Origin of the sequence: Clostridium cibarium, from assembly GCF_014836335.1 — a bacterium.
GTDB classification, from domain to species: domain Bacteria; phylum Bacillota; class Clostridia; order Clostridiales; family Clostridiaceae; genus Clostridium; species Clostridium cibarium.
In genome coordinates this window covers 152,205-170,138 of sequence record NZ_JACSRA010000007.1, presented here as the reverse complement: position 1 = coordinate 170,138, position 17,934 = coordinate 152,205, and the positions used below count along the sequence as shown (strand labels likewise).

Here is a 17,934-nt window from a genome sequence, read left to right as displayed (position 1 = left end):
GTTTAATCTACTCAAAAAACTTACTCTAAAAGAATTGCTGGTTTTTAACTTATTTATATCTGTTCAATTTTCAAAGATCAATTACAGTCTCTCTGACCGCCATATTATAATAACATCATTCAATTTTCTTGTCAATAAGTTTTTTAACTTATTTTCATATTTTTCGAATCCGTTAATTACTTTGTCCTGACGACGTTTATTATAGTATCATTTTTTTTTGCTTAGTTACAGGCTAACTCTATCTATTTTTTCTATTTATCTTCATAATGCTAACGAAAATATTCATATTCTACATTTTTCAACTATAGATACACCTGGATAAGTTACTCTTATATTAATCAATATTTGTTCCTTTTTTGCTAATATCCTTATTTCTCTTTACTCAATTTGCTTTTTAAATTAATATTATATTATAGAATAACTTAAGCATTTTATCGAAGGGAGACTATAATAAATGAAAAAATATATACTGTTATCATTATTAATAGCTACTGCACTAACAATCACAAGTTGTACAAACAGCAGTTCTAAATCAGATTCAAATTCATCAAACGAAATATCCTCATCAAGTAATTCAAGTACTAGTTCAAATAACCTTATAGAACCATTAGTATTAAATGACAAAACAACATACTCTTCACCTTTTGCTGTGAACGGTAACTCGCTGATCTTTTCTAACTGGGATGATAATAATAAATTGTCTATTGTTAATGATCCTATCCCAAAGGATATGCTTTCAAATAAATCCGTCTCTGATTTTTTTAACTACTCAGGTGAAACTTTTGTTATAGTTAATAACACTATTTATTTTGGAGATGGAAATAGTGCTAATAACTTAGCATCTATTAATATATCTGATAAAACTTATACTAAAATAAACAATAGCAATGCTCACAATATAACATCAATGGAAGATAAGATATTTTATCTTGATATTCCAGATAACTATAACCATCAAGGTAAATTATATGCTTATGATACAAAAACTAAAAGCAGTAAAGTTATGACTCCTGATATAGTTGGAAGATACATAATAAACAACAACTTCATTTTATATCAAAACATAAGTGATGGTTCTAAATTATATAAAATAAAAATTGATGGGACAGGAAAAGAAAAATTAGCAGACTTCTCTGTAGATAGTTTTGCACCATATTCATCTCAATTGTTAATATCGAATTCAGATGATAATAACAATTTATACAAACTTGATCCTTCTACGAAAGAAACTAAAAGAGTGGCTGTTATGAAAATTACTAATTTAAAAGTTTTCAATAACAACTTATACTTTATAAGCGGAGAAGATGCAAATTGTTTATACAAACTCAATGTAGATATAAATAAACCAGAAGCAACTTCAACTAAATTATTAGCTGACAGCATAAATGATTTTTATCCAACCGATAAAGGAATATTCGTTCAAAAAGGAATTAATGTAAATAATCCTTATATTGTTGGTCTTGATACCGCTAAATAAAAAAGTGCTTAAAGTAAGAATATTCTTTACTTTAAGCACTTTTAATAATTTCGAAAAATTCTTTTATAGTTTATTTACTATTCTCTTAAACTCATTTCCTCTGACAGCAAAGTTAGGAAACATATCAAAAGATGCACAAGCTGGTGATAAAGTCACTATATCTCCCTCTTCTCCTAGCTCTCTAGCCTTAACTACTGCATCTTCAAGAGAATCCACGAAGTGCATATTTACCTTAATACCCTTTTCTGCTTCTAACTTGTCAAATGCAGCCTTTATCTTATCTTTTGTAGCACCAAGTAATATTAATTCTTTTATGTATGGATATCCTTCATACGCTAGTGGTTCAAACGGAATGTGTTTATCATACCCACCAACTATAATTATGACTTTTCTTTCAAAGGCTTTAAGTCCTGCAAGAGTTCTTGTTGGACTAGATGCTATAGAATCATTGTAATACTTAACTCCATTTATCTCTCTTACTAACTCACATCTATGTTCTACTCCAGCAAAACTCTCCGCAACTCTTTTCATAGCTTCTATAGTTACATTATCTTTAGTTGCCACAAAAGCAGCTAAATAATTTTCTACATTATGCATTCCTTTTATTACAATATCATCTTTTTTGCAAACTTCTTTACCATCTAAGTACAAAGTTCCATCATTATAATATGCACCTTTTTCAATAATCCTCTTTGAAGTAAATTCTCTAACTTCACCTTTAGCTTCTTTTTCAAATTTATATGTTATTTCATTTTCTCTATTAACTACTAACACATCATTTTCTTTTTGATACAAAAATATATTCTTCTTTGCATCTATATACTCCTGCATATCCTTATGCATATCCAAATGATTTGGTGCTAAATTAGTGCATACAGCTACATCTATTTCTGCATCCATTGTCATTAATTGAAAACTCGAAAGCTCTAATACAACCATATCCTTTTCTTCTATTTCTTCAATTTGAGAAAATAAAGGTGTTCCTATATTTCCTCCAACCCAAGTTTTATATCCTTCTTCCATTAATAACTTAGATATAATTGTTGTAGTAGTCGTTTTACCATCACTTCCTGTGATTCCATAAACCTTTCCTTTGCAATATCTAACAAACTCCTCCATTTCAGATGTTATGTAAGAACCTTCATTCTTCGCTCTTACTAAAGCCTCACTATCAATTCTCATGGATGGAGTTTTAAATACTACATCAAAGCCTGTAAGTTTATCTAAATAACCTTCTCCAAGTTCAGATTTAACTCCAATACTTTTAAATTCTTCAATAACATTCCCTAACTCTTCTTCTTTCTTAGCATCAAATGCAGTAACATCTGCTCCAAGCTTAACTAAAAATTTTATCAAAGGAATATTTGAAACACCAATCCCTACTACCCCAACCTTTTTTCGCTTTATAAAATCTTTGAATTCATTAAAATCTCTTTTCATTTATTACTCCTCCACCTTATAACAATAATAATACTAAAATTAAATTTCCATTCTCACTCTACTTAGTTTATCCATTTGTTACTAATTATATCATTTAGAAAATCTAAAACAAAGCGAAGTTATTGATCTAGACTCAATAAACTTCGCTTTTATATTCTTAGTTACTTTTATTCTAATATCAAAGCTTATTAGAATTCCATACTCTTATAAATATATGATTCTAATTCACTAATCTTTACTCTTTCTTGTTCCATAGTATCTCTATTTCTTATAGTTACTGATCCATCTGTTTCAGTATCAAAATCTATTGTTATACAAAATGGAGTTCCTATTTCATCTTGTCTTCTATATCTCTTACCTATACTTCCTGCTTCATCATACTCTATATTGAACTTTTTGCTTAATTCTGCATATATATCTAGAGCTTTTTCTGAAAGTTTCTTTGATAGAGGTAATATAGCAGCTTTGTATGGTGCTAATACTGGATGTAAATGCATAACGACTCTTGAATCTTCCTTGCCATCAACTGACAAATCTTCTTCATCATAAGCATCTACCAAGAATGCTAGCGCAACTCTATCTGCACCCAATGAAGGTTCTATACAATATGGTACGTACTTTTTATTAGTTGTAGGATCTAAATAACTCATATCTTGACCTGAATGCTCTTGATGCTTCATAAGGTCATAATCAGTTCTATCCGCTACACCCCATAATTCACCCCAACCAAATGGGAATAAATATTCTATATCAGATGTTGCCTTTGAATAAAACGAAAGCTCTTCTGCAGCATGATCTCTCATTCTTAGATTGTTCTCTGTAACCCCCAAGTTTAAAAGGAACTTCCAACAGTAATCTCTCCAATATCCAAACCACTCCAAATCAGTTCCTGGTTCACAGAAAAATTCTAATTCCATTTGCTCGAATTCTCTTGTTCTAAATGTAAAGTTCCCTGGAGTAATTTCATTTCTAAAAGATTTACCAATTTGAGCTATCCCAAAAGGAACCTTTTTCCTTGAAGATCTTTGTACTGATTTAAAGTTTACAAATATACCTTGTGCAGTTTCTGGTCTTAAGTATATTTCATTCTTAGCATCTTCTGTAACCCCAGCATAAGTCTTAAACATTAAGTTGAATTTTCTTATGTCTGTATAATTCATCTTTCCACATTTAGGACAAACGATATTGTTCTTTTCTATGTAATCTTTTAATTGTTCATTTGACCAACCATCAGCTGAAGCAACTTCTACTCCATTTTCAGTCATATGATCTTCAACTAACTTATCTGCTCTAAATCTTGATTTACATTCCTTACAATCCATAAGAGGATCGGAAAAACCACCAACGTGTCCAGATGCTACCCAAACTTCACTATTCATTAGTATTGCACAATCAACTCCAACATTATATGGACTTTCTTGTACAAACTTCTTCCACCAAGCCTTTTTAACATTGTTCTTAAACTCTACACCTAAAGGGCCGTAATCCCACGAATTTGCTAATCCTCCATATATATCTGATCCTGGGAATATGAATCCTCTACTTTTACATAGAGCTACTATTTTTTCCATTGTCTTTTCAACTGCCATAATACATTACCTCCCAAAAATTATTGTAAATAAAAAAAGCCCTAACCTCAAAGGGACGAAAAATACTTCCGCGGTTCCACCCTTCTTGGCATAAGCCCAACTTTCTAAATTAGCACTCAAAAGTTCCATTCATCCTATATCTTTATAATGACTCTCACCAAACCGTCATCTCTCTTAAATAAATCAAAGACTACTCCTCTTTTTCTTTGCGCCTATGTAATTATATTTTATATTTTATCAAAACAACAATATATGTCAAGAGTTACTTTATATTATATTTCTATAAAAAACAAAAGCGATGCATAACATCGCTTTACAAACATATGGCTCCGCGAAGAGGACTCGAACCTCCAGCCTATCGGTTAACAGCCGAGTGCTCCACCATTGAGCTATCGCGGAATATACAGTAATGACATAAAAATAATTGGCTCCGCGAAGAGGACTCGAACCTCCAACCTATCGGTTAACAGCCGAGTGCTCCACCATTGAGCTATCGCGGAACGTCATTACATTGATTATTATATCAGCTTTAAAGTAAATTGCAACACTTTTTTATAAACTTTTTTTATTTTTTATATCTAAAATCCCCAGAACTCACATTATATCTACTTTTTCGTCATATAAAAATTCTATAAAAATATATTTTTAGTACAAACTGTAAATCGGTTTTATAAAAAAGGTGTTAACTTTTATAGTCAACACCTTTTAGTTTCTAGTTATTTGTTTGTGGTTTCATTGTTGGGAATAATATAACGTCTCTAATAGATGCTGAATCTGTTAAGAACATTATTAATCTATCTATTCCTATTCCAAGTCCCCCTGTTGGAGGCATTCCTGTTTCTAAAGCACTCATAAATTCTTCATCTATCATATATGCTTCATCATCTCCAAGTTCTCTTGATTTAGCTTGTTGCTCAAATCTTTCTCTTTGAACTATAGGATCATTTAATTCTGAGTAAGCATTACATATTTCTCTACCAAATACAAAGCCCTCAAATCTTTCAGTAAATGCTTCATTACCTCTCTTCTTCTTAGTCAAAGGAGATATTTCTACTGGATAATCTGTAACGAATGTAGGTTGAATCATATTTTGTTCACCAAATTCTTCATATAAAGCATTTAGCACTTCACCCTTTGTTACAGTATTAAGTGGCTTAGGGAACTCTAAATGTTTCTCCTTAGCTATAGCTTGAGCTTCTTCATCAGACTTTATATCATTGAAATCAATACCTGCATATTCTTTAACTGCGTCTACCATAGTTATTCTTCTCCATGGTGGCTTAAAATCAATTTCAGTTCCTTGATACATTACCTTAGTTGTTCCATTTACCTTTTCACAAACAGAAGCAACCATATTTTCACATATTTCCATCATGTCATTATAATCAGAATAAGCTTCATATAATTCAATACAAGTAAACTCTGGATTATGTCTTACAGACATCCCTTCATTTCTAAAGTTTTTACCCATATCATACACTTTTTCAAATCCAGCAACTATAAGTCTCTTTAAATATAACTCTGTTGCTATTCTTAGATACATATCTATCCCTAAAGTATTGTGATGTGTTATGAAAGGCTTAGCTGCCGCACCACCAGCAATAGCTCCAAGTATTGGAGTTTCAACTTCAAGGAATCCTCTATCATCTAAGAATGTTCTTATTCCCTTAATTATTTGACTTCTTTTTATAAAAGTATCTTTAACTTCAGGATTAGTTATAATATCAACTTCTCTTTGTCTATATCTTAAGTCAGGACCCTTTAACCCATGCCACTTTTCTGGTAATGGTTTTAATGACTTACAAACTAATTCAAAGCTCTTAACCTTTATTGATATTTCTTCTGTTTTAGTTTTAAACACTTCTCCTGTAGCAGCAACAATGTCTCCAAGATCATAGCTCTTGTATGATTTTAAGTTTTCTTCTCCAACTTCATCGATCTTTATGAATAATTGTATTTTTCCATCTCTATCATAAACATCTGAGAACACAACTTTTCCTTGCCCTCTCTTAGACATTATTCTTCCTGCAACAGTCACAGTTTTGCCTTCAAGCTCATCATAGTTGTCTTTAACAGACTTTGATGTATGAGTTCTTTCAATTTTATACACATCAAATGGATCTTTACCTTCATTTTGTAGCTCTGTTAACTTCTCTCTTCTTAATCTTTCTTGTTCATTATACTGAGATTCTAACTCTTGTATATTCATTTCCTCAGTTGACATTAATATCCCTCCGTTACTATCTTCTTATATCTAATACCTCAAACTTGTTTACTCCGTCTGGTACAGCTACCTCTACAACATCCCCAACTTGCTTTCCTATTAAAGCTCTTCCTACTGGAGATTCATTTGAAATTTTAAAATTCATAGGATCTGCTTCTGCTGAGCCTACTATTGTATATTCAACTTCTTCATCAAACTCAAAATCCTTAACTTTTACTATTGCTCCAACTGCAACAGTTCCTGCTGGGATTTCTGATTCATCAACTACTGAAGCATTTTTTAACATATTTTCTAATTGAAGAATTCTTCCTTCTGTAAATGCCTGTTCATTTTTTGCTTCATCATATTCAGAGTTTTCGCTTAAATCTCCATAACCCAAAGCAACCTTTATCTTTTCTGTTATCTCTTTTCTTTTAACAGTTTTTAAGAATTCTAACTCTTCTTCTAATTTTTTTACACCTTCATATGTCATGATGTATTTCTTTGCTTCGCTCATATTATACTCCCCTTTAATACATAATTTAGTTTACTATTTTTCTTAGTTCTAAAATCATTTAACCTATTATAAATCAGCCTATATAATATGTCAATAAATGATAATTAAGGGCATACTTAATAAAAACTACATCTAGTTAGTCTATCACCTATTATATACCTTATTCCTATTTCTTGATACCCTAAAAAAAACTTTATATGTTTCATTTCGCTTAATTACCATCAATAATTAATATATTGCTAACTCTTCTCTATATTCCTTTAATATACTTAATACAGAATAACTGTTATCAATCGTATTAATATTATTTCTTACTTCCGAACTTCTAGGAAGTCCTTTTAAATACCATGATGCATGTTTTCTCATTTCTCTAACAGCTTTATATTCACCATCATATTTTATAGCTAATTCATAATGTCTAAGACACATATCAATTTTTTCTTCTGGTTTTATACTACTCTCTTCTTCACCATTTAATTTTCTCTCTATCTGTTTAAATATCCATGGATTTCCCATACTTCCCCTGGCAACCATTATACCATCACAATTAGAGATTTCTTTCAACATTAATGCGGCTTCTGGAGAGAATACATCCCCATTTCCTATAACAGGAATACTAACCGCTTCTTTTACTTGCTTTATTATATCCCAATCAGCCTTACCTTCATACATTTGTTTTGTTGTTCTTCCATGTATAGTAATAGCATCTGCCCCAGCCTGTTCCATAGTTTTAGCAAAATCTACAGCATTTATATTGTCATCAGAAAATCCCTTTCTAAATTTCACCGTAACTGGTTTTGTTGCAACCTTTTTTATTTCTTTAACTATCTCAGCTGCTAACTCAGGTTCTTTCAATAATGCTGATCCTTCACCATTTTTAATTATTTTAGGTGCGGGACATCCCATATTTATATCAATAATACAAATATCATCTCTATCATTTAAATATTTTTCTGATATTTCAGCCATTATCTTAGGATCTCTTCCAAAAATTTGTGTAGCTACAGGTCTTTCTTCTTCTGCTATTCTTAATAACGACTGTGTATTTTCACTTCCATAATATAATGCTTTTGCACTTACCATTTCCGTATAGACAAGCCCACATCCCATTTCTTTACATAGTCCTCTAAAAGAAATATCAGTAACTCCGGCCATCGGTGCTAAAAATACATTGTTTTCTAAGACCAGATTACCTATCTTCATCTCATATCTACTCCTTATTCTTCTGGTACAATATTTTAAGCCCTTGTAATGTCAAATCAGAATTTACTTTATCTATAACATTAGTATGCTTACTTATTAAATTAGCTAACCCCCCAGTGGCAACTACATATGGTTCCTCATTATCCTTACTCTTCATTTCTTTTTTCATTTTATTCACTATATATTCTACTTGCCCTATATATCCATATAATATTCCAGCTTGCATGCTCGAAATTGTATTTTTACATATAACTTTTTTTGGCAATTCCAATTCTACCCTTGGAAGCTTCGCAGCTCTATCAAATAAAGCATCCGATGATATTTTTATTCCTGGTACTATACATCCACCTAAATAATCACCTGTTCTTGTAACTGAGCAAAAAGTAGTAGCTGTCCCAAAATCAATTATTATCATAGGTCTTCTATAAAGCTCATAAGCAGCAACAGCATTTACGATCCTATCAGCTCCAACTTCTTTAGGATTATCATATTTAATATTTATTTTTGTTTTTATTCCAGGACCAACTATTATAGGTTCAATATTGAAACATTTTCTAATCATATTTTCTAATGAATGCATTGTGTTAGGTACTACAGAGGAAATAATAATTCCTTCTACAGCTTTCGGATCAAATTGATTTTGATTAAATAACTGCATAACTTGAATTCCATATTCATCCGATGTTTTTTTTGCATCAGTTGATATACGCCAACTAGCTATACAATTTTCATCTTTTTGCAAACCTAAAACAATATTAGTATTTCCAACATCCACGAGTAAAATCATAAAAGCACCACCTTAATATAATTAAAAGCAGCTGTGATAGCTGCCTTTACTACAATAAATAACTTAAAATTGACAATATAATTTTAGCAATTCAGCGCAATTTGTCAAGTCCAATATATTTATTTGATATTAAGTTTAAAATAGTCCTATTATCTCTCCACTTTCTAATATATCCATTCTATTAGCAGCTGGCACCTTTGGCAAACCCGGCATAGTCATTACATTTCCAGTTAATACAACTATGAATCCAGCTCCATTTGATACTCTAACTTCCTTTACTGATATATCAAAACCTTTAGGTTTTCCAAGCAATGCTGGATTATCAGATAATGAGTACTGTGTTTTCGCCATACATATAGGTAATTTATCCAGTCCAAACTTTTCAATCTCTTGAATTTGTTTTTTAGCAGCTGGCGAATAATTTACATTGTTTGCTCCATAAATTTCTCTAGCAATCTTTAATATTTTCTCTTCAATTTTTGAATCAATACTGTATATAGGTTTAAAATTTGATTCTTCCTTGTCTAATACATTTTGAACTATCTCTGCAAGTTCAATTCCACCTTCTCCACCTTTTGCCCATACATCTGAAAGTGCAACTTTCACGCCAAGATTTCCACAAAACTCTTTAATAAATTTTATTTCTTCATCACTATCAGTTAAAAATCTATTTATAGCAACTACAACCGGCACATCATATTTCTTTATATTTTCAATTTGCTTTTCTAAATTTACAATTCCTTTAGAAAGAGCCTCTACATTCGGAGTATTTAATTCTTCCTTGCTTACGCCACCGTGATGTTTAAGAGCCCTTATAGTAGCTACAACCACAACACAGTTTGGATTCAATCCTCCATATCTACATTTTATATCTAAAAACTTCTCTGCTCCAAGATCAGCACCAAATCCTGCTTCTGTAATCACAATGTCTCCAAGTTTCAATGCCATTTTTGTAGCCAAAATAGAATTACAACCATGAGCAATATTTGCAAAAGGTCCTCCATGAATTATAGCTGGAGTATTCTCTAATGTCTGAACTAAATTAGGCTTAACTGCGTCCTTCATCAATAGAGCCATAGCACCTTGTACTTCTAATTGTTTCGCGTATACCGGATTTCCATCTAAATCATAAGCGATCAATATGTTTCCCATTCTTTCCTTAAGATCACTAAGATTATTAGCTAAACATAATATAGCCATTATTTCAGAAGCTACAGTTATCATAAACCCATCTTCCCTTAAGAATCCATTGGCTTTTCCACCCATACCAACAACAACGCTTCTTAATGCTCTATCATTCATATCCATTACTCTCTTAAATATTATTCTTCTTGAATCTATATTAAGAGCATTTCCTTGATGAATATGATTATCTATTGCTGCACATAACAAATTATTTGCAGAAGTAATTGCATGCATATCCCCAGTAAAATGCAAATTTATATCTTCCATGGGTACAACCTGTGCATAACCTCCACCTGCTGCTCCTCCCTTAATACCAAACACTGGTCCAAGTGATGGTTCTCTTAATGCTATTATTGCATTTTTCCCTTGCTTACAAAATGCCTGGCCAAGTCCTACTGTTACTGTTGACTTGCCTTCTCCAGCTGGAGTGGGATTAATAGCTGTAACCAATACTAACTTCCCATCTTTTTTATCCTTATTCCTATGTAAAACATCTAAGGATATTTTACACTTATACTTACCATATAACTCAATATCATCTTCCGATAAATTAATCTTTTCCGCTATCTTATTAATTGGTTCCATAACAGCTTCTTGCGCTATTTGTATATCACTTTTCATATCTAATAAACACCCCTTAAACTTAGATTAATTTCTTTATCTTCCATAAAGATTATATCATCTATCTATTGCTTTTTAAAGAATAATCGAACATTTTTAACCAAATTATTCTTATAATTCGCTATTACCCGTGTCTTTTTTATTATAATGTATTTATTGTATGTATAAAAAGAAGACTTTATAAAAAGTCTTCCCTTATCTTATTTTATGCATTTTCAAATATCTCAACAAATTCTTTACCTTCAAGTTTTTCCTTCTCAAGCAAAGCTGCTGATACTGCATGAAGTTTATCTATATTTTTCTTTAATAATTCTTCAGCACTCTTATAGGCTTCATCTATGAATTTCTTTATTTCTCCATCAATTTCAGCTCCAATTTTTTCACTAAAGTTTCTACCTCTTCCTAAGTCTCTTCCTAAGAAAACTTCATTTTGATCTGTGCCATAAGAAATTGCACCTATATTTTCACTCATTCCATATTCCATAACCATACTTCTTGCAATAGCACTTGCTCTGTCTATATCATTTTTAGCCCCTGTACTTATATCTCCAAGAACTAATTGTTCAGCAACTCTTCCTCCTAGAAGCCCTACCATTTCATCTTTCAACTTAGATTTAGAAGTATATGTTCTATCCTCATTTGGTAAATGCATAGTATATCCTCCAGCTCTACCTCTTGGAATAATTGATATTTCATGAACTGGATCTGAATTAGGCAGTAATTTCATTACTACTGCATGCCCTGCTTCATGATATGCAGTAAGTTTTCTATCATGTTCACTAATTACTCTGCTCTTTTTCTCTGGCCCAGCTATTACTCTTGTTATAGCTTCTTCCATCTCCTGCATAGTAATCTTTTTCTTTCCTCTTCTCACTGATAAAAGAGCCGCCTCATTCGCCAAGTTTTCTATATCTGCACCACTAAACCCTGGCGTTCTCTTTGCTAAAATTTCCAAACTAACACTTTCATCTAATGGTTTTTTTCTAGTATGAACTTTTAATATCTCTTCTCTTCCTCTAACATCAGGAGCTCCAACAACAATTTGTCTATCAAATCTTCCCGGTCTTAATAATGCTGGATCTAGTATATCAGGTCTATTTGTAGCTGCAATCATTATGATTCCTTCATTAACCCCAAATCCATCCATCTCAACTAATAATTGATTCAAAGTTTGTTCTCTTTCATCATGACCACCACCAAGACCTGCTCCTCTTTGTCTTCCTACAGCATCTATTTCATCAATAAACACTATACAAGGAGCATTCTTTTTAGCTTCTTGAAATAAATCTCTTACTCTTGATGCTCCTACTCCAACGAACATTTCAACGAAATCAGAACCAGATATACTGAAAAATGGAACCCCAGCTTCTCCAGCAATAGCCTTAGCCAGTAAAGTCTTACCTGTTCCTGGAGGTCCTACTAATAACACTCCCTTAGGAATTCTAGCTCCCATTTCAATATACTTTGCAGGTAACTTTAAAAAATCTACAATTTCTTCAAGTTCTGCTTTTTCTTCATCTGCTCCTGCAACATCATTAAATGTAACCTTCTTAGAATCAGGTGTTGCTATCTTTGCTCTACTTTTCCCAAAGTTCATAACACCTCTTCCTCCACCGCCACCTTGTGACTGTTGAGTAAATACAAACAAAAATACTAATACCATAACAACTAAAACTATTATTGGTATGATACTTAACCACGCTCCACTATTTGATGGTGCATCAAATTCAACTCTTACATTATCTTTTGGGCTTTCTGCCATCAATGATACAATCATCTCACTTGGTGCGTATGTAGTGAACATTGTGTTGTTGCTTGTTTTGCCCTGAATAAGCATTTTATCTTCATTAACTGCAATACTTACGATTTCATCCGACTTCCATTTTTGTTGGAAAGAACTGTATGGTATATTTTCAGTATTTCCTTTAGTTTGCCATATTGTTGTGGCTGCTGCCACTAGTACTACAAGCATTATAATCCATATAGCTGAGCTTGAACTTTTTTTCATTCAGAGCCCCCCTCTCTTCTCGTTATTTTTAAATTTTACCACAAGGGATTTCTTTATACAATAATATAAATCACTCTATTTTTCATAAATTTCCGGCTTTAAAGTACCTACAAAAGGTAAGTTTCTGTACTTTTCTGCATAATCTATTCCATATCCAACCAAGAACTCATCTGGAGCTTCAAATCCTATATATTTTACATGAATATCAACTTCTCGTCTTAAAGGCTTGTTTAACAGTGTTGCTATTTCTATAGAATTTGCTTTTCTAGCTTTGAGATAATTAAGTAAATAGCCTAATGTTATTCCTGTATCAACTATATCTTCAACTATTAATATATCCTTTCCTTCTATACTATGGTCTAAATCTTTCAATATTCTAACAACTCCTGAAGTTTCAGTTGAGTTTCCATAACTTGAAACAGCCATAAAATCTATTTCACAGTACATATCTATGTTTTTTATTAAGTCTGATGCAAATAATACAGAACCTTTTAAAACACCTATTACTATTAAATCTTTTCCTTCATAGTCTTTTGTAATTCTCTTCCCCATTTCCTTAACTTTTTCTTTTATTGTCTCTTCACTAAATAGTATTTCTTTTATATCATTCAGCATAACTTATTTTCCTTTCTCCTAACACTTATTTTAAGAACTTTCTTAGTTTTTTCTGTGACCTTATACAATTCAGATATTTTAATAGAAAACACCCATGCAATATTTTCATCAAATTGTATTATAGGGATTAACTCTCTATTTTCCTTAGGTATTTTCATATCTATGAATATATCTTTTAATTTCTTACTCCCCTTCATACCCAAAGGATTTATTTTATCTCCATTTTTTCTTTGCCTAATGATAATATTACCATTAATACTATCGTAATTAAAATACTTAATTTCATTATTTTTATCTAAACTAATATTTTTCTCATTATTTATCACTTCAAAATTGAAAATATAACTTCGGAATATTATCTCTCTACCATGCAATTCATTCTTATTCAAAATTATTTCATCACAATCACTACCTATTGTAGATTTCTTTAGTCTAATACAAATATCACCATAAACATTCTCTGCACTTACACCTCTTGGCAAATCAATCTTTTTACCTGTTTCTAACTTACTAAGTTCTACCACTTCCATTATATGCTTCAATTCTACATCATACTTATCCCCATTAACTTCCTTAATTGCTTTTCTAATAATTCGCTTTATAATAGAACTATTATACTCAAAAGCCTTCTTACATATAACAACCTTATCATTTTCCCTAAAACAACTTTCCTTATATCTACTATCTACTTCTTCTAAAATGAATTTATTATCTTCTTGTAACAATAATGACATTCTATTAATAGTTTCAATAATATCCTCATTAAAATTTTCTTTCATATACGGTATCATATCAAGTCTTACCTTATTTCTACTATAAAGTCTCTCCAAGTTAGTTTCATCTATACGTGGATTTAACTTATGCACTTTACAATATTGTTCAATTTCCTCACGTTTCATAAATAATATAGGTCTAATATATCTATTTTCTCTTTTTACAGGAATACCTCCAAGTCCTTCAAGCCCAGTCCCCCTCATAATTCTCATCAATATTGTTTCAACCTGATCATTAGCGTTATGTGCTGTAGCTATTTTTGAGAATTTTAACTTATTCATTATCTCATTAAAATAATTGTATCTAATTTCTCTACCAGCAGTTTCAGATGACAATCCATTTTCTCTACCATAACGACTCACATCTATCTTTTTATAAAAAAACTCAACATCAAATGCCTTAGAGATTTCTTCTGAAAACCTCTGATCTCCATCAGCATCATCTCCTCTGAACATATGATTTACATGAACCGCTGCAATCTTTAAGTTCATCTCATCTTTAATACTACACAATAAATGTAATAAACATGTAGAATCCGGGCCGCCAGACAATCCTACTACTATCCCATCACCTTTTCTTATAAGTTCATTTTTTTCTATGTAATTCACAAATCTTTCCTTGATATCTTTCATCATATTCTTTCCTCAATTCTTTTTTCCTATATACATTTTACATTTTTATTCAAAAAAATAAAATAGCTAGCTAAAAACTTAGCCAGCTATTATTGTTATAACTAATACATAGCATACACCTTAGATACAACTACTGTCATATCATCCTTGGCTACTCCTCCACTCAATTCCTTTGCCTTATCCAAAATATCACTAGCTAACTTTTTAGGGTTTTTAGATGCATCTTCTAAATATTCCATGAGCCAATTATAACTTCCTAAACTCTCCTTACTTACATCTAAAATTCCATCACTTATGGTAATAATCAAATCTCCATTTTTAACCTTTTGCTTTACTTCTTCAACCTCAACCTTATCTACCAAGCCAAAAGGCGGCATATTTGACGTTATAGCCCTTACCTTTTTTCCACTTTTCACAAAGCTAGCTACAGCCCCAATTTTAATAAACGATATCCATCCTGAGTATAAATCAACCAAGTTTAAATCCAATGTAGAAAACTTTTCATCCTCCTCAAATTTCATAGCCATAATAGAATTAACCATATTAACAGTTGTATCTTTATCAAATCCAGCCTCTATGAAATCTTCAACTAGCTCTACCGTAACCTTACTTTCCTTTCCAGCTTCAGGTCCCGAACCCATTCCATCGCTTATAAGAGTCATATAAGAACCTTCCTTAGTCTTTCCAAAACTAAAAGTATCTCCTGTATAATCCTCCCCCTCTTTAGATGTCATTGCGCCATATGAAACCATGTGATATTTTGGGCTCTCCTCAAAAATCACTACACATTCATTACTGATTGGATCTATTTTACATCCTTCTCCACCTATACACACATGCTCGCTTACTACATCATTTATTATGGGAAGTATTCTCTTTCCGCAAAAATTACCTCCACCACAATTTTGCATCCTAAGCTTCACCTTTAATCTTCCACTTGAATCTCTATAGCAAAACATTTTTTTATAATGTATTCCATTTTTATTTAATGCTCTTCTTATTAACCTTTCTACTTCATTACAAACAGTTACTCGTTCTTTAAAATCAGCTAACATATCTCTCATGGAAGAAGCTATATTTTCAACGTGATTTGCTAACAATTGTCTTCCATCTCCTAAACGCGCTTTTAGAATTTCTTTATAATTTAAGTTATCTACAATTATTTCAGTATTTTTCATTAACTCAAATTTATACAAACATATTTTTTCAAGTTCACTAGGAAATATTATTTTCTTATTCTCATAACTTTTAATTAATTTTTCAAAAGACTTATAAGTTGAATTGAAATCCCTTTCCCAGCACTTTTCACATCTTGCACATTTAGGACAAACCCTATCAGCTAGATTTTCTATAAGTGCAGCACTTTTGTTTTTATACATAAGTTTGTCATTTTCACCAATAACATATAATGTTCTAGATACCGACAACAATGCCGTCTCCAACAATTTCACCTTATCAGTAAACTCTTCTTTAATCTCTGTTAACTCAGTTTCATTAACCATCCCTCTTTTTCTATCAACATTCATCTCAATACTAATTGCATCAATTAAAATTCTTGGAGTTACAAATAATAATCCTCCTGATATTAAGACTTCTATCAAAGAATTCATACTAAGATCATGACAATATAGAGATAATGTAAAGTACATAATAAGGTACGATAAAAACGTGAATATTTTTCCAGTATCTTTAAAAACTCCCGATATAAGTCCCGCTACACTGTAAAATGTGATTGAATTTGCTATATCCCCAGAACTAAGTCCTACTATTATCCCCATAGCTACGCCTATAGCAGCTCCATAAGTTGCACCTCCTACATATGCTATTAATAGTATAACTGTATATGCAAACACACTTCTTATAGATATCCCTAATATCTCTAACTCTCCAATTCCTGAAATGATTAGACATATTATTACTCCCATACTGATCATCTCTTCTATAGAGAAAAAGTAATTTGTATTGAACTCTTCAATACATGTAATACCATATCTAATGACATAATACACAGGCAATACTATTAATGTATTAATTAGAGATATGGTTATGTTAACCCCCAAATCATATCCACTTACCATAAATCCATTGATAATATAGCTAATTGCTATAACACCATACATATAATATTCTTTTGCATATTTGTCCATTGCCTTTATGACAGCGCTATACAACACCAACATTATAATCGCAATTAAATTGCCATACTTATCATTAACCGTCATAGATATGCTTATATATCCTATAGCTGCCCCTATAGCCGCACTTAAAGTATTTTTCTCATTATTCTTAATTGTTATAGCTAATAAATAAGCTACTCCAAAAGGTGCTATCCCAGACATATTTTTAGAATCTAAAAAAAATATAACCCTGCTAATTAATATCCCTATTAATAAAATACTCATATACCTTATAGGCTCTTCACCTAAATTCAATACTTTTTTATGGTTTTTTATTCTTTTATAAGTATCAACATCTAGTCCATACTGCACATTAATCCCTCCAAACCCTATAAAATGTATCTAAATTATATCACCGCTAATTACCATTTTATGTCATTTTGTGGGATTTGATTTTTTTTTCGTAGGACAATAAATTATATTATTCTAGTTAATATCAAAATTATTTTCATTTTATTTAATTACAACTTCTTACTTACTTTTTGCTAACTTCCTTTTGATATTAACATTTTAAAGGGCTTACCTTTCAATTCATCAACAATTACTTTTTTGTCATTACTGAATATTCTTTATCCTTTTTTGTTATAAACTTTTTATCATATTATTTTATAACTTGCATATAAAAAAAAGCATAAACAAATGTTTATGCTTTTCGTTATATGTAACATACATATAACATATTCACCAAAAAGTTGGTGCCGAAGAC

The 17,934-nt window shown here is 31.2% G+C and carries 12 protein-coding genes and 2 tRNA genes; 1 reads left to right on the top strand and 13 read right to left on the bottom strand.

Annotated features, from left to right (window positions below):
• The first annotated feature begins 454 nt into the window (after positions 1-454).
• On the top strand, positions 455-1,477 hold the full coding sequence (locus tag H9661_RS06410) for a DUF5050 domain-containing protein (protein ID WP_191767961.1): 1,023 nt from the start codon (positions 455-457) through the stop codon (positions 1,475-1,477).
• Between the two features lie 63 nt (positions 1,478-1,540).
• On the opposite strand, the gene murD is transcribed toward H9661_RS06410, so the two are convergent.
• The 13 genes from murD to spoIIE all read right to left on the bottom strand — a co-directional run bounded on the left by murD (position 1,541) and on the right by spoIIE (position 17,540).
• Positions 1,541-2,917, bottom strand: a complete 1,377-nt coding sequence (murD, locus tag H9661_RS06405) for a UDP-N-acetylmuramoyl-L-alanine--D-glutamate ligase (protein WP_143317568.1) — start codon at positions 2,915-2,917, stop codon at positions 1,541-1,543.
• A gap of 188 nt (positions 2,918-3,105) precedes the next feature.
• The gene (locus H9661_RS06400) at positions 3,106-4,506 is read right to left on the bottom strand and encodes a glycine--tRNA ligase (RefSeq protein ID WP_143317567.1); all 1,401 of its coding nucleotides are present in this window, start codon (positions 4,504-4,506) and stop codon (positions 3,106-3,108) included.
• 324 nt (positions 4,507-4,830) lie between these two features.
• Positions 4,831-4,905, bottom strand: a tRNA-Asn gene (locus tag H9661_RS06395).
• 26 nt (positions 4,906-4,931) lie between these two features.
• Positions 4,932-5,006: transfer RNA gene (locus H9661_RS06390), tRNA-Asn, on the bottom strand.
• Positions 5,007-5,218: 212 nt separating this feature from the next.
• Positions 5,219-6,730 (bottom strand): lysine--tRNA ligase, encoded by a 1,512-nt coding sequence (gene lysS, locus H9661_RS06385; RefSeq protein WP_191767960.1) that lies wholly within the window; start codon positions 6,728-6,730, stop codon positions 5,219-5,221.
• 16 nt (positions 6,731-6,746) lie between these two features.
• Complete coding sequence (gene greA, locus H9661_RS06380) at positions 6,747-7,226, bottom strand: transcription elongation factor GreA (protein WP_143317565.1); 480 nt, start codon at positions 7,224-7,226, stop codon at positions 6,747-6,749.
• A 228-nt stretch (positions 7,227-7,454) separates the two neighbouring features.
• Positions 7,455-8,429, bottom strand: a complete 975-nt coding sequence (gene dusB, locus H9661_RS06375; RefSeq protein WP_143317564.1) for a tRNA dihydrouridine synthase DusB — start codon at positions 8,427-8,429, stop codon at positions 7,455-7,457.
• A gap of 7 nt (positions 8,430-8,436) precedes the next feature.
• Positions 8,437-9,216, bottom strand: a complete 780-nt coding sequence (locus H9661_RS06370; RefSeq protein ID WP_143317563.1) for a type III pantothenate kinase — start codon at positions 9,214-9,216, stop codon at positions 8,437-8,439.
• Positions 9,217-9,351: 135 nt separating this feature from the next.
• Positions 9,352-11,022 (bottom strand): formate--tetrahydrofolate ligase, encoded by a 1,671-nt coding sequence (locus H9661_RS06365; RefSeq protein WP_191767959.1) that lies wholly within the window; start codon positions 11,020-11,022, stop codon positions 9,352-9,354.
• Positions 11,023-11,227: 205 nt separating this feature from the next.
• On the bottom strand, positions 11,228-13,030 hold the full coding sequence (ftsH, locus tag H9661_RS06360; protein WP_143317561.1) for an ATP-dependent zinc metalloprotease FtsH: 1,803 nt from the start codon (positions 13,028-13,030) through the stop codon (positions 11,228-11,230).
• Positions 13,031-13,105: 75 nt separating this feature from the next.
• Positions 13,106-13,645, bottom strand: coding sequence for a hypoxanthine phosphoribosyltransferase (gene hpt / locus H9661_RS06355; RefSeq protein ID WP_191767958.1), 540 nt, complete (start codon positions 13,643-13,645; stop codon positions 13,106-13,108).
• Positions 13,639-15,042: a tRNA lysidine(34) synthetase TilS gene (gene tilS / locus H9661_RS06350; protein WP_143317571.1), complete on the bottom strand. Its 1,404-nt coding sequence runs from the start codon at positions 15,040-15,042 to the stop codon at positions 13,639-13,641. The genes hpt and tilS overlap by 7 nt, the downstream gene beginning before the upstream one ends.
• 110 nt (positions 15,043-15,152) lie before the next feature.
• A complete protein-coding gene (spoIIE, locus tag H9661_RS06345) occupies positions 15,153-17,540 on the bottom strand; it encodes a stage II sporulation protein E (protein ID WP_143317559.1) in 2,388 nt (795 codons plus the stop codon).
• Positions 17,541-17,934 lie beyond the last annotated feature (394 nt).

Coding starts and splice junctions, on each gene's coding strand:
- H9661_RS06410 (WP_191767961.1), top strand. CDS start 455: ATGAAAAAATATATACTGTTATCATTATTAATAGCTACTGCACTAACA.
- murD (WP_143317568.1), bottom strand. CDS start 2,917: ATGAAAAGAGATTTTAATGAATTCAAAGATTTTATAAAGCGAAAAAAG.
- H9661_RS06400 (WP_143317567.1), bottom strand. CDS start 4,506: ATGGCAGTTGAAAAGACAATGGAAAAAATAGTAGCTCTATGTAAAAGT.
- lysS (WP_191767960.1), bottom strand. CDS start 6,730: ATGTCAACTGAGGAAATGAATATACAAGAGTTAGAATCTCAGTATAAT.
- greA (WP_143317565.1), bottom strand. CDS start 7,226: ATGAGCGAAGCAAAGAAATACATCATGACATATGAAGGTGTAAAAAAA.
- dusB (WP_143317564.1), bottom strand. CDS start 8,429: ATGAAGATAGGTAATCTGGTCTTAGAAAACAATGTATTTTTAGCACCG.
- H9661_RS06370 (WP_143317563.1), bottom strand. CDS start 9,216: ATGATTTTACTCGTGGATGTTGGAAATACTAATATTGTTTTAGGTTTG.
- H9661_RS06365 (WP_191767959.1), bottom strand. CDS start 11,022: ATGAAAAGTGATATACAAATAGCGCAAGAAGCTGTTATGGAACCAATT.
- ftsH (WP_143317561.1), bottom strand. CDS start 13,030: ATGAAAAAAAGTTCAAGCTCAGCTATATGGATTATAATGCTTGTAGTA.
- hpt (WP_191767958.1), bottom strand. CDS start 13,645: ATGCTGAATGATATAAAAGAAATACTATTTAGTGAAGAGACAATAAAA.